Annotated in this window: 13 protein-coding genes; all 13 read left to right on the forward strand. The window is 64.1% G+C overall.

All coding sequences use genetic code 11. The features are described from left to right. Window positions 1–22: 22 nt before the first annotated feature. The 13 genes from IPU70_RS08080 (at window position 23) to IPU70_RS08140 (ending at window position 12,057) form a co-directional block, all read left to right on the forward strand. Window positions 23–1,381 carry a DUF3383 family protein gene (locus IPU70_RS08080; protein WP_207466346.1) on the forward strand — a complete coding sequence of 453 codons (1,359 nt, stop codon included), beginning with the start codon at window positions 23–25 and terminating at the stop codon, window positions 1,379–1,381. A gap of 10 nt (window positions 1,382–1,391) precedes the next feature. Continuing rightward, window positions 1,392–1,820, forward strand: coding sequence for a phage protein (locus tag IPU70_RS08085; protein WP_175207223.1), 429 nt, complete (start codon window positions 1,392–1,394; stop codon window positions 1,818–1,820). Continuing rightward, window positions 1,820–2,305: a phage tail assembly chaperone gene (locus IPU70_RS08090; RefSeq protein WP_207466348.1), complete on the forward strand. Its 486-nt coding sequence runs from the start codon at window positions 1,820–1,822 to the stop codon at window positions 2,303–2,305. The genes IPU70_RS08085 and IPU70_RS08090 overlap by 1 nt, the downstream gene beginning before the upstream one ends. Window positions 2,306–2,447: 142 nt before the next feature. Continuing rightward, window positions 2,448–4,799 (forward strand): tape measure protein, encoded by a 2,352-nt coding sequence (locus IPU70_RS08095; RefSeq protein ID WP_207466350.1) that lies wholly within the window; start codon window positions 2,448–2,450, stop codon window positions 4,797–4,799. A gap of 11 nt (window positions 4,800–4,810) precedes the next feature. Beyond that, a complete protein-coding gene (locus tag IPU70_RS08100) occupies window positions 4,811–5,416 on the forward strand; it encodes a phage baseplate protein (protein WP_207466352.1) in 606 nt (201 codons plus the stop codon). Further along, window positions 5,413–5,745 (forward strand): hypothetical protein, encoded by a 333-nt coding sequence (locus IPU70_RS08105; RefSeq protein WP_175207227.1) that lies wholly within the window; start codon window positions 5,413–5,415, stop codon window positions 5,743–5,745. Before IPU70_RS08100 ends, IPU70_RS08105 begins: the two co-directional genes overlap by 4 nt. Beyond that, window positions 5,732–6,649 carry a hypothetical protein gene (locus IPU70_RS08110; RefSeq protein ID WP_207466354.1) on the forward strand — a complete coding sequence of 306 codons (918 nt, stop codon included), beginning with the start codon at window positions 5,732–5,734 and terminating at the stop codon, window positions 6,647–6,649. The genes IPU70_RS08105 and IPU70_RS08110 overlap by 14 nt, the downstream gene beginning before the upstream one ends. Next, window positions 6,646–7,347, forward strand: coding sequence for a Gp138 family membrane-puncturing spike protein (locus IPU70_RS08115; RefSeq protein ID WP_207466356.1), 702 nt, complete (start codon window positions 6,646–6,648; stop codon window positions 7,345–7,347). Before IPU70_RS08110 ends, IPU70_RS08115 begins: the two co-directional genes overlap by 4 nt. Next, window positions 7,347–7,715, forward strand: coding sequence for a hypothetical protein (locus IPU70_RS08120; protein WP_207466358.1), 369 nt, complete (start codon window positions 7,347–7,349; stop codon window positions 7,713–7,715). Before IPU70_RS08115 ends, IPU70_RS08120 begins: the two co-directional genes overlap by 1 nt. Window positions 7,716–7,740: 25 nt before the next feature. Further along, a complete protein-coding gene (locus IPU70_RS08125; protein WP_207466360.1) occupies window positions 7,741–9,192 on the forward strand; it encodes a hypothetical protein in 1,452 nt (483 codons plus the stop codon). Then, the gene (locus IPU70_RS08130) at window positions 9,192–9,857 is read left to right on the forward strand and encodes a DUF2612 domain-containing protein (RefSeq protein WP_207466362.1); all 666 of its coding nucleotides are present in this window, start codon (window positions 9,192–9,194) and stop codon (window positions 9,855–9,857) included. Before IPU70_RS08125 ends, IPU70_RS08130 begins: the two co-directional genes overlap by 1 nt. Continuing rightward, window positions 9,857–11,425, forward strand: coding sequence for a hypothetical protein (locus IPU70_RS08135; protein WP_207466532.1), 1,569 nt, complete (start codon window positions 9,857–9,859; stop codon window positions 11,423–11,425). Before IPU70_RS08130 ends, IPU70_RS08135 begins: the two co-directional genes overlap by 1 nt. Window positions 11,426–11,436: 11 nt before the next feature. After that, window positions 11,437–12,057, forward strand: coding sequence for a phage tail assembly chaperone (locus tag IPU70_RS08140; protein ID WP_207466365.1), 621 nt, complete (start codon window positions 11,437–11,439; stop codon window positions 12,055–12,057). Window positions 12,058–12,109: the final 52 nt, after the last annotated feature.

The following is a 12,109-nucleotide window of genomic DNA, read 5'->3' on the forward strand; positions in this document are numbered from 1 at the left end:
GGCTTTTTTTTCGGAGCCGCAAATGGCAAACATCGACCGGATCGTCAATGTGGCGATCTCTCTGAACACGACCGCCATCAAGGAGCAGAATTTCTCCGACGTGCTCGTCTTGGGCGCCCACGCCTTGGGCGTCGGCCGGATCCTGGTAGTGACCGAAGCGTCCGAGCTGCTGGACCTGGGAATCAGCCAGGCCGACCCGCTCTACATAGCGGTCCGGGACGCCTTCAAGCAGATCCCGACTGTACAGCGCGTTTTCGTGGGGCGCCGGCACGTAGAAACGTCGCGAGTGACGGTGACCCGTGCCAGCGTGTCGTCCTTCCTGATCACGATGAAATGGCGCGCCGCGGACGGCGCCGTGCAAACCGCGCAGGCGAGTTTCGCGGGCCTGGCCGACAGTACGCCGACGACCATCGCCGCCGGTCTGGTGGCCGCCATCACGGCGGCGAGCGCGCCCGTCGAGGCCACGGCCGTGGGCGCCGAGATCTCCATCACGGCGAACGACGCAGAAGCCGCGGTGGCGGTCACCGTCAAGGGTAATTTGGCCCAGACAATTCCTACCAGCACCGAGACGCCCACGGCGGCCCTCAGCGCCTGCCGCCGAGAGAATGCGGACTGGTACGGCGTCGCGCTGGCCAGCCGCCTGGAGGCGGATGTTCTGGACGCGGCAGAATGGGTGGAATCCAACGGTTGCCTGTTCGGGGTTTCCAGCGCGCAGGCCGGCATCCTCGACGCGGCGATCGACACGGACCTGGCCTCCAAGTGCCAGCAGAAGCAGTACTTCCGCACGCATGTCTGGTTCCATGGCATGGCGACCAGCGAAGCGCTGGAGTCGGCCGTGATGGCGAACCGCTTCACCTACTATCCCGGCGGTGAAACCTGGGCGAATACCCGTCTCGCGGGGATCACCTATGACAACCTGGGCGAGGGCCAGGCGCTGGCGGCGCACGCCAAGAACGCCAACACATTCGAGCAGATGCGAAATTTCGCCATCACGCAGAACGGCAAGGTGGCCGCCGGCGAGTGGATAGACGTGATCCGAGGCCGTGACTGGCTGGCCGAGCAGGTGAAGATCAACGTTGCCACGCAGCTGATCAACGCCAATGGCAAAGTGCCTTTTACGGACGACGGCATCCAGATCATCGTCAACGGTCTGCGCCAGGCGCTGCTGCTTGGCCAGGCGCGCGGCCTGATCGCTCCAGACGAAATCGACGGCGCCGGCAACCGCATCCCGGGGTTCGTCATCACCGCGCCGCGGTCGATGGATGTTCCCGCCAACGACAAGGCCAACCGCATTCTGCGTGATCTGAAATTCAGCGCACGCTTGGCCGGCGCCATCCATGTTGCCGAGATCAAAGGCAACCTGACCTATCAACAAATCTAACGGGGCGACCATGTCCGCAAAAACTTACGCACCTGGCCAGGTCAAGATCGTGATGGGCGCTGTCGCTCTCAGCGGCCTGGCCGAAGACACCTTCGTGACGGTCGCCGAGATCGGCGAGGGCATCACTTCCGTTTCCGGCGCCGATGGCGAGGTCGCGCGCTCCATGTCGCGTGACTCGCGCCTGCGAATCACCGTGACTTTGATGCAGACCAGCACCAGCAATGCGCTGCTGACGGCGATGCATCAGGCCGACAAAGCTTCGGATGGCCAGGGCGCTCTGCCGGTGGCGGTCACCGATTTGCGCGGGAAGTCGCTGCACGCGGCTGATTCTGCCTGGATCGTCAAGATGCCGGACGCCGGCTATGCCGCCAAGTCGGGCAATCGGGAGTGGGTTATCGAGACCGGCCCGTCCATCAACTTCATCGGAGGCAACAGCTGATGAGCCGCAATATTCCGGTGGTGATTGGCACCACGACCTTCCACATCTCGAAATTCGACGCCTTCCGTCAGCTGGAGCTGCTGGGCGACCTGCAGAAGGAAGTGCTGCCTCCGGCGGGCTCCTTGCTGACGGCGGTCTTCAGCCCGGACGGCGCTGGGCAGGAGCGCGACGAACAAGCGATGCGCCTGGCGCTGCAAGACCTTTCGGCGCGGTTGGGGGGTGTCGCCCTTAAGAAGTGGTGCGACGAACTGATCGATCCCGAGCTGGTGAGCTTCGAGCTGCCCGGTCGAGATCCGCAGAAACTCACTCCGGCCCATCGCGGCCTGGCCTTCGAGGACTTCTCCCAGATCCTCGAGCTGCTGTTCCACATCCTCCGGCACAACTTTGCCGGCCCTTTCGTGCAATGGGCCGGCCGCTTTGGTCCGGTCCGCGAGAAGCTGGGGACTCTGTCGGCCAGTTTGACCCCGCCTTCGAGCAAGAGCTGATCATCTGGCGGCCGGTGCTGGCGGGCCACGTCAGCCTGGACGCGATCCGCCGCGGAGAGGTCGATCTTCTCGACCTCATGAAACTGAACGCGCTGATGGACGCCCAAGACGCCGCGCGGGCGCACGCAAGTAGGAAGACACAATGAGCGTAATCCGTGAGCTTGTCACCCTCCTGCGATATCAGGTGGATGAATCCGGCCTGAAGAAATACCAGGAAACCTACCGGGCGGCGCAGGACTCCCTGCAAAAGGCCAGCGCCAAGACCGTCCAGACGATGCGCCAAGCGCTGACAGGCTCGGTGTTCCAGCCCGGGGTGTGGGGCGACCGGGGGGCAAACCCCAGGGCGCCGATGGCGCCGGTCGTCGCGCCTGTTGTGGCGGGGCCATCGCCCATGCCGGCGCCGCGCGCTACCCCGCGTGCCCAGATGACTGGCCTCGGCCGGCCTGCGGCATTCCCGGTCGACGTCGCGGAAAGCCGCGCGCGGATCGGCCAAGTTCAAGCTGCATACGGCGCGCTGATGGCGCGCGCGCGAGTTGGCCTGGCCACCGTGCGCGAGGCCGGGATTGGCGCGTGGGAGGGCGCCCGCCTGGCCATCCAGGACGCGCGGCGGGCGCAGGAGGGCTTCAACCGGAACATCGTGCGCGGCGCGCGCCTGGCCCGGGAGCAGGCCGGGGCGTTCAGCGGGCTGCGTGGCGTGCTGGGGGCCGTCTTCGGCGTCTCGATCCTTAGCCGGATCTCGCGCGATATCGACGCGTGGGGGCAGATGGAAGCCCGTATGCGTCAGGCGACGGCGTCGGCTCAAGAATACGGCGAGGTGGATACGGATTTGGCCCGGATCTCGCGGCTGACGTACAAGGCATACGCGGACAACGCCGAGCTGTTCGTCCGCACGCGCCGCACGATGGCGGATCTGGGGAAGACGACCCAGGACACGGTCGATGTGACTGAGGGCCTCTCGCTAGGCATGGCGCTGTCCAGCACCAAGGCCCAGGATCAGGAATCGGTAATTTCCGCCCTGACTGCCGCCATCATGCAGGGCAAGCTGGGCATGGAGCAGTACGCGATGCTGATGCGCGCGGCGCCCCGCCTGCAGGTGGCGCTGGCGGATGGCCTTCGTACCACTACCGACAAGTTGCTTGAGCAGGTGAAGGCGGGCAAGGTCACGACAGACCAGTTTTTGCCCGCGCTTCAGTCCCAGCTCGCCAAGATGCGAGTCGAGGCCGAGGCTATGCCGGTCACTATCGCTGACGCGATGACGGTATGGAGCGACGCCTTCCAGCGCTTCTTCGGACAAATGCAACTTGGACGGGCCGCGGTCGGCGGGGTGACGAAGTCGATCGAGACGTTGGCCGATAACCTCGGGCTGGTGATCAAACTGCTGGCGCTCACAGGCGGCGCGTGGGGACTTCTTCGCCTGCGTAACTGGATGGCGCTGGCGACGGTTCAATCTGGCGGCTTGATCCGGTCGATGATCACGGCGACCCGGACGGCCATTGGCCTGGATAGCGCCATGGCGCTTCGGCGCGGCCCGGCCGGGGCGCTGCGCATGCTGACGCTCTGGACGCGCTCTCTGGCGCCGCTGTTGCGCATGGCGGCGGTGCTGACCACGATCTACCTGATCGGCGACGACATCGTTTCCTGGATGCGTGGCGACATTTCGGTGTTGGGAAGTCTGATAGGGCGTGTCGAGGATTGGAAGCACGAAATTGACGCTGTTCGCGCCGTCCTGGTGTGGATCAAGGACGCACTCGGTGGCGCCGGTAAGGAGCTTGGTCCCTGGATACTGAAGTTTGGAACCATCAGCGTTTTGGTATACGGCCTCTGGAAGATCCTCAGCCCTATCCGGGGGCTACTGGTTTTCCTGGCTACCAGGGTTGTGCCGATGCTGTGGGCAGCCTTCGCTGCCCATCCTATCGGGCGCATCATCGGCTTGGTGTTGGCCGGCCTGCTGTTGATCTGGCAGAACTGGGACAGCATCAGCAAGTTCTTCGGCGAAACCTGGGACGGGTTCAAAAAGAAGGGAAAGGAGGCTCTAGACGGCCTGCTCGGCTTTTTCGAGGACATCGGCGGGCGAATGATCGCCAAGATCCAGGAGATTGGTAGCGCCATTCAGAAATGGATCATGGATAAGGTCAAGGCTGCGGCTGACTGGCTTAACGAACTCCTGCCCGGCGAAATGCTGAACGATGAGCAGCGGGCAATGATGACGGCTCCGCGCGGCGCGCTAGGCAGACAGGGGCAGTGGCAAGCCTTCGCGTCTGGCGCCGGCGTCCCGCTGGTTTCGCCCGGGGCGGCTGTTCGGGCGGGGGCTGGCGCCGGGCGTGGTCCGGTTTCCGTGGAGATCCACAACGAAACCACGGTCAACGCTCCCGGAGCAGATCCCAATGCCGTTGCCGGCGCGGCGCGCCGGGGAACGGAGGCAACGCAGCGCCGCAGCATTGATCGCATGTCACGAATCCTTGGCGCCCCTGCTGGGGTCGAGGTTCCGCCGTAAAGGGGTAGAGGATGAGCTTTGTTTCTTTGGTTTTCGGGTGGGGAGGCGGCAGCAGCATCGGCGTCATCCCCCTCGATGCGCTCATCAGCGAAACGACCGAGCTGGAAAGTCAAGCCACCAGCTACGCGGTGGAGGACGGCCCGCCTGTGACGGATCACATCGTGCAGGACTCCGAGCGTCTGGCGCTGGACGGCTGGGTGACTGCTGCGGAGGCGACTCTTCTGGGCGGATATGGAAGAGACCTCGTCGGCGCGCCCAATTCGCTGGGCGTTGGACGTCAGAAACTGATAAGCGCCAAGGCGGCACTGCGCACGATTCATGCGGACCGCCTGCCCATCACCATCACGACCGGCCTGGACGTCTATGTGGACTTCGCCATGACCCGTTGTTCAATCGGGCGGACCAACGACGGCGGCGACAAGTTCGCAATCACTGCCGAGTTCAGGAAGATCCGAAAGGTCACCCTGCGGCAGGCGGACATTCCGCCCGAGAAAACCAGTGGCACGGCTGCCGGCAAGGCAGGTGGGACGAAGACGAATGGCGGCAAGGCGGCCGGAGCCGAACCGACCGCCAAGCAGGGCTCGGATCTGAGCAAGATTCTTGGGAGGGGCACGTGATTGTCATACCTGTGATCGACGCGAACGACAGCCTCACCGAGGTGGAGCTGGAGGGCATCACCTATTTTTTGCACCTGGCCTGGAACAGCGAGGCTGAACTATGGACTCTCTCGATCGAGAACGCCTACAACGAGGTCATCGTTGCGGGAATCGGCGTGGTGCCGGATACGCCGCTTCTCACCCGGTACCGGCATCTGGCGGTGCCACCCGGCGAGCTGGTCGCGCTGGCGCCGGACCGGCGCAACACCATCAGCCGCGAAGCTCTGCCGGCCGGCCAGGTCGCGCTTGCTTATGTTGAATCGGCGGAGGTAGCGGATGGCACGGTTTGACCGGGTATACCGGCTGCTGGTCGGCAAGCCCAACCAGAAGGGCGTGGAGATTGTCCAGCCCATGCGCATAACGTTCGACATCGCCAAGGACGCCGCCGAGGAGCCGAACGAGCATGTGATCCGGGTCTACAACTTGGCCGAGACCACGCGCCGCGCGCTGGAAGAGCCTGGACTCATGTGTGTGCTGTACGCCGGGTACGCGGAGGAGGGCGGCCCGCTCCTGATGGCCGCCGGAAGCGTGGTCTTCGCCTACACGAAGTTCGAGCAACCCGACGTGGTGACGGAGCTTATCGTCAAAGACGGCTACGCGGAGGTGCGGGACACAGCAGTTTCCATTGGCCTCGGCCCTGGCGCCCAGGCCTCGTCCATCATCCGCGACATAGCACGGCAGATGGGCCTGCCCTTGATCATGGCCGAAGATGTGCCGGACCGGCGCTGGCAGCAGGGATTTTCGTTCTATGGCGCGGCCCGCACAGCGCTGCACAAGGTGACCCAGGGGACCGGCCTCGAGTGGTCGATCCAGAACCAACAACTGCAGGTCGTCGCACGCAAGGGCACGACACGCAGGCAAGCGGTGGTGCTGGCCGCGGACACCGGGTTGCTCGGGTATCCAGAGCGCACCCGCGAAGCGGCCCGGGAAAAGGCCAAGGTCAAGGACAAGACGACCGGCGACGACGTGAACATCGTAAGCGCGCGGCAGCAGCGTGACGGCTGGCGGGTTACGTCCCTCCTGCTGCCCACGTTGAACCCTGGTGACCTGGTCAAACTGGAAAGCAGGACGGTGGAAGCATTTCTGCGCATAGAGGCGTTACGCAGTACGGGCGACAGCGCCGGCGGCGACTGGCAAACCGAGCTCGAACTGGTCGACAGGTATGCGCCGCCGAAGAAGAAGGCAAAGCCATGAATCAGAATCCGACCTCTGCGCTTCGCGCGCTGATCGCTGGCGAGCTGGCCGAGGTTTACACGACGCTCCCGGGCGTGGTGGTCTCCTATGACGGCACGTTCGTCACCGCGCGGCCGGCGCTGGCCAAGCGCCTGGCTAATGGCGAAGTGCTGCGCGCCCCTCAAATTGTCCGTGTACCGGTCTGCTGGCTCGTGGGCGACGTGAACGGCGCGCAGGCGCTGATCTCCGTGCCGCTCAAGGCCGGTGATCCGATCAAGCTGTCTTTTTCGGCGCGGGCGCTGGAAAACTGGCTGGCAGGCAGCGATGGGCCGCCGGATGATCCCCGGCAGTTCGATCTGTCCGATGCCTTTGCCACTTCGGTGGTGCGCCCGGGCACGGTGGCGGCCGATACCGAAAACGTGAGTATCCAGTACGGGCCGGCTTGGCTGAAGCTGTCTCCGGAAGGGGACTTGTCCTTCATGGTCAAAGAATGGACGGTGAAGGCAGATCAGACAACTTTCAATTCGCCGGTGACGGTAAATGGCCCTTTCGTCTACACGCAGGGCCTGGCGGGCGAGGGCGGCGATGGCGACGCATCGATGCGTGTCCGGGGCGGTGTAGCTTTCGAAGGCGGGCAGCTGACCCACGACGGCAAGAATGTCGGCAGCACCCACCACCACCGTGACAGCATGGGTGGCGAAGTTGGAGACCCCTACTAATGACCCTAGATCTAGCACTAGCCAATGACGGCGATCTTGCCGTGGACCTGTTGGGGCGCACGCGGATGATCGGCGGGGCGGACCGCGTGCGGCAGCAGGTCAAGGTCACCTTGCTCGCATTCTTGGGCGAATGGTTTCTGGACACGACCTTCGGGGTGCCCTACTTCGAAGAGGTCCTGGTCAAAAACCCAGATCGCTCCGCAATCGAGGCGGTCCTGCGCTCCCGGATTTTGAACGTGCCAGGCGTGACGCGCGTGGGCCGCCTGGCGCTCGACGTTGAGCGAACGCTGCGCGCGCTGAGAGTGAGCTTCGAAGCTGAAACGGCCGAGGGCTTGGCCAGCGACGTTGTAACTCTGCAGCTCGCCTAAATTCAATTTATTCAAGAGGTTAGTTATGGCCTACGGTGTAACGCCGGACGGGTTCGTGCGCATGCGCCTGCCCGAAATTCGCCAGGAGATCGTCGCTGACCTGCGTGCGCGGCTGATGGCCGCGGGAGTAAGCGAGTCAGTGGAGACCCGCCCGGACAGCATCACGGGGTTGCTTATCGACACCTTTGCCGAGCGTGAGGCGGCCTTGTGGGAGCAGGCGGAAGGGGTCTATTTGTCCATGTACCCCGGTTCGGCCAGCGGCGTTTCATTGGACCGGTCGGCGTCCTTTACGGGCGTCACGCGGCTGACCGATGAGCGGTCACGCGCGTATGTGGTGTTCTACGGCACCAGCGGCACAACGGTGCCAGCAGGAGCGTTGATTCGCCATCGGGTGAGCCAGAACTTGTGGGGGGTGGACGGTCAGGTGCAGATCTTGGCGGGCGCGGCCGCCGATATCACGCTCCTGCCGGAGGTGCACGCGGGGGCTCTGTATGCCGTCACCATCGACGGGTCCGCCTACTCGTATACATCGGCAGCTGTCACCAACTTGCCTGCAATCCTTTCCGGCCTGGTCGCCGCACTTGCACCCAGTGGATTGGCTGTGTCCAGTGATGGCGCGTCGGTGCGCGTTCACACCGACGGCCGCGTCGCGGCAGCATTTGCATGGACAGCGAACCTTACCCTCGCGCGGCTCGGCTCGCCGGGCTTGGCCCTCTCCGACGTGGCGTCGAATGAGGTTGCGGCAGTGGGCGATCTCAACGGCATTGTGACGGCCGTGGACGGTTGGCAAGGAGTGGAAAACCTCCAGGCCGGCACCGCAGGCAGGTTGGCTGAGAATGACGCGGATCTGCGCGCGCGTTACCCCTCTGGCCTGTTTCGACTCGGGGCGGCGACGCTGCCTAGCATTGCACCGAACGTGCGTGACCGCGTGGCGGGTGTACAGGCGCTGCGCGTCTTCCAGAATGACACCGACGCAGCTGACGCTGCCGGTCGTCCTCCGCACAGTATTCACATAGTTGTGGATGGGGGGCTTGACGATGAGATTGCCAGTGCAATCTTCCGCGTCAAGGCCGCAGGGATCGATACGCATGGCGCGGTGACAGCGGTCGTAACGGACGAAGATGGGGCATTGCAGCCGATTCGCTTCGATCGGCCGGAGCGGGTGTACGTATGGGTTTCCTGCGCGGTCACGCTGCTGCCTTCGTCTGAGCAGGCCTTTCCGCCAGATGGATTCGACAGGATTGCAGCCAACCTGGCTGCAGCTGGCGCCAGCTTTTCCATCGGCGATGACGTGATTCGCCAGCGGCTATTTGGTGCGATCTACCAAACCCAGGGGATTGCGTCTGTCGAGCTGCTGCTGGCGTCAGCTACCGATCCATCCTTCGAGCCAGGCCCGGGCGATTTCGCGCCCTCCAACATCGAGATCCTGGATATGCAGGTCGCGGTGTTTGACCGCTCCCGCATCGAGGTGACCTGATGGATCTCCAACAAGACCACGCAGGCGTTGCCTGGGGGCATTGGCTGGGGCAGTTCCAAGCCAAACCGAGACTCCAGGCGCTGGTCAAGGCGCTCCTTGAGCCCGCAGCTGGGCTTCAGGGCGCGCTGCGCGATATGTACGACCAGCGCTGGCTGGATACAGCAGTCGGGAAGCAGCTGGACGGCATTGGCGAAATCGTCGGGCTGCCGCGCGTCATCGACGACACGGTCTATGTCCGCTTCTTCGGTTTCAACGGCCAGCCCAATGTGGGCGGGTTTGGTGAAGCACGGCTGCGACGGGCCAATGAGCGGGCCGTCGGCGGCTCCACGACGCTGTTGGATGCCGAGTACCGAAAGCTTCTGTACTGGAAGATCGCGCTCAATAACGGGCACGGCACGGCGCCAGAGATTGCCGCATCGCTCAAACCCATTTTCGACGTCTCCCGCGTGATTGTGCAGGACGCGGGCAACGCGAAGGTCAGGATCTGGGTAAGCCGCATCCCCGGTCCGAACGATCCTCTCATGGCCAATCCCCGCAAGTGGGTGCCCAAGGCCGCGGGCGTGGGCGTGCAACTAATCACCGGCTCGACCGAGAAACCGTTCGGTTTCCGCGGGCAAGGTTTCTATGGCTTTGGCGTCGGCGTGCTGGCGCGAGGTATCTATTGATGGCAGATCCCACTTTCTTTGAACTCTTCAAGGCCACCTGGGCACAGAACGGCCTGGCTGAGGGTATCACCGAGGTTCAGTACAAAACGGGCTGGGCCTACATCGGTTCAGTGCCGCCGTCTGTCGAACAATTCAACAAGGTGCAGCAGACGACGGACGAACGCTTGGGCTGGATCTACAACCAACTCGACGCGCTCGCCGCGGTCACCGGCCGACCGCTCCTTGCTACGAGCTCCGATGCGCTGAGCTTCGCGTTCCAGAACCTGAACGCGGCCAATCTGAAGGCCGGGACAGTGCCTGTGGCGCGGCTGTCGGGCGTGGCCACCGGCCTGACGGCTGGCGCGGCGCAGAAGCTCGAAACCGCGCGGGCGATTGGTGTGTCTGGCGATGCGACAGGCTACGGCACATTTGATGGCACGGGAAACCTCTCTTTCCCGGTCACGCTCACCGCGACAGGCGTGGCCGAGGGCATTTATGGGACCAAGGACTACATCCCGACCTTTGCTGTGGACGCCAAGGGACGGGTGGTGGGCGCGAATGCCGTCCCTGTGGGAAATGCCGCTACGGCTACGCGACTTGCGACAGGCCGTAGCTTTTCCCTTTCAGGCGGCGCCACGGCTGCAGGAGTGTCTTTCGACGGGTCCAACAATGTCAATCTGGTGGTGACCGAGCTTGACGTCAGCAAAGCGGCTGCGGGCGTGCTTTCAGTGGCGCGAGGAGGCACGGGGTTGGCGATCGCGACGGCAGGTGCGTATGTCCGGGGTAACGGGTCCGGCTTTTCGCTTTTGACCGGCGCCGATGTCATGTCCGACCTCGGCGCCGCTCCGCTGAACTCCCCACAATTCACGGGCACGCCCGGCGCGCCAACGGCGGCTCCCGGTACCGACTCGGCGCAGGTAGCGACTACGGCATTTGTCGTTCGGCACACAGCAAAGAGCATCCCTTGGATCACGCTGGCCAACTTGCCCGCGACGGACAAAGGGCCGGTCTTCGTCGTCGAGCGGCGAGAGATCTGGGTATGGGTCGAAACCACGTACTACGTCGGCTATCGGTCGCCCTACTGCGGCCGGCTGGAGTTCGGGCATACGGCCTCGCCCCTGCCTGGACAGATCGACGCGAATGGCCAATGGGTGACCACCGCAAGCTACAGCTCGCTTCAGGCCTACGCCAAAGAGAATTCCCTGATGGTGAGCGTCGAAAACTGGGCTCCGGGCGCCTATGTCTTTGCCGAAACTGGCACCGGCCTCCGGCTTCCTGACCTGCGGAATCAGTTCGTGCGCTTCACCGGCTCCGACGTCGACGGCAACACTCGGTATCTCGCCAGCTCGCAAAGGGATGCGCTGCAGCGGATTCATGGGGGTATCGAGAAAGTTCAGATCGCGGCCGGTGGTAGTGCGACATCGGGGGCGCTGTCGCTTTCGCCCTGGAATGAGTATGGGCAGTACCTGACGTCAACGGAGCTCGGGCAACGCGTGGCAAATCTGGCCTTGGATTCCGAAGCAGTTGCGAGGACCTCGTCCGAGACCCGCCCGACCAACGTGGCGCTGCACCCGCGAATCCATTTCTGACAAGGAAAGCAATGAAAACGGTGTATCAGACTGACGCCCTGGGCGTCTTTATTTTTGCCCAAGACTTGGCGGGCGACCCGCTGGATGATGAGTACCGCTTGCCGTTCCGGGCGGTGTTTGAGGCGCCACCTGCCACGGGCCCGGGGTTCGTCGCAAAGTGGGAGAGCGAGGTTCCGCCGAGCGATCCGGCATTCGGGGCGGAGGGAAGCGGGAGTTGGGCCGAAGCGGTCGACCTGCGAGCGGTGCCGCTGTATTTGACCGCGTCGGGGGCCGAGTATGTGGTGGGGACGCAGATTGACGGGGCCGCTTATCTCGGTATCGGTGCGCTGCCGGATTGGCTCACGGATGTTGCCCGCCCCGGCGAGTATCACATCTGGGAGGCGCGCTCGGGTTGGGTGCTGAACACCGCCGCGCGCGACGCGGCATTGGCGCGTAGCGCACGCGCCTGGCGGGATTTCGAGATCGCCCGCACCGATTTCCTGGTGCTGCCGGATTACCCCATTGCGGAGGCAAGGCGAGCGGAGATTCTCGAGTACCGCGCAGATCTGCGGGACTGGCCGGCGCGTCCGTCGTTTCCTGACGCCGGGTCCAAGCCGAAACCTCCTGCGTGGCTGTCCGAAATCCAGCAGTAGCCGCGGCAATCCATGCCCGCTTCGGCGGGCTTCTTTTTGTCTACCGGGGGCA

This window comes from Achromobacter sp. SD115 (assembly GCF_017355315.1).
In the GTDB taxonomy this organism is placed as follows: Bacteria; Pseudomonadota; Gammaproteobacteria; order Burkholderiales; family Burkholderiaceae_B; genus Achromobacter; species Achromobacter xylosoxidans_B.

Excerpts from the sequence above, each read along its gene's own strand:
- IPU70_RS08115 (WP_207466356.1), top strand. The coding sequence starts at position 6,646 with ATGAATCAGAATCCGACCTCTGCGCTTCGCGCGCTGATCGCTGGCGAG.
- IPU70_RS08135 (WP_207466532.1), top strand. The coding sequence starts at position 9,857 with ATGGCAGATCCCACTTTCTTTGAACTCTTCAAGGCCACCTGGGCACAG.
- IPU70_RS08125 (WP_207466360.1), top strand. The coding sequence starts at position 7,741 with ATGGCCTACGGTGTAACGCCGGACGGGTTCGTGCGCATGCGCCTGCCC.
- IPU70_RS08095 (WP_207466350.1), top strand. The coding sequence starts at position 2,448 with ATGAGCGTAATCCGTGAGCTTGTCACCCTCCTGCGATATCAGGTGGAT.
- IPU70_RS08110 (WP_207466354.1), top strand. The coding sequence starts at position 5,732 with ATGGCACGGTTTGACCGGGTATACCGGCTGCTGGTCGGCAAGCCCAAC.
- IPU70_RS08080 (WP_207466346.1), top strand. The coding sequence starts at position 23 with ATGGCAAACATCGACCGGATCGTCAATGTGGCGATCTCTCTGAACACG.
- IPU70_RS08120 (WP_207466358.1), top strand. The coding sequence starts at position 7,347 with ATGACCCTAGATCTAGCACTAGCCAATGACGGCGATCTTGCCGTGGAC.
- IPU70_RS08140 (WP_207466365.1), top strand. The coding sequence starts at position 11,437 with ATGAAAACGGTGTATCAGACTGACGCCCTGGGCGTCTTTATTTTTGCC.
- IPU70_RS08130 (WP_207466362.1), top strand. The coding sequence starts at position 9,192 with ATGGATCTCCAACAAGACCACGCAGGCGTTGCCTGGGGGCATTGGCTG.
- IPU70_RS08100 (WP_207466352.1), top strand. The coding sequence starts at position 4,811 with ATGAGCTTTGTTTCTTTGGTTTTCGGGTGGGGAGGCGGCAGCAGCATC.
- IPU70_RS08090 (WP_207466348.1), top strand. The coding sequence starts at position 1,820 with ATGAGCCGCAATATTCCGGTGGTGATTGGCACCACGACCTTCCACATC.
- IPU70_RS08085 (WP_175207223.1), top strand. The coding sequence starts at position 1,392 with ATGTCCGCAAAAACTTACGCACCTGGCCAGGTCAAGATCGTGATGGGC.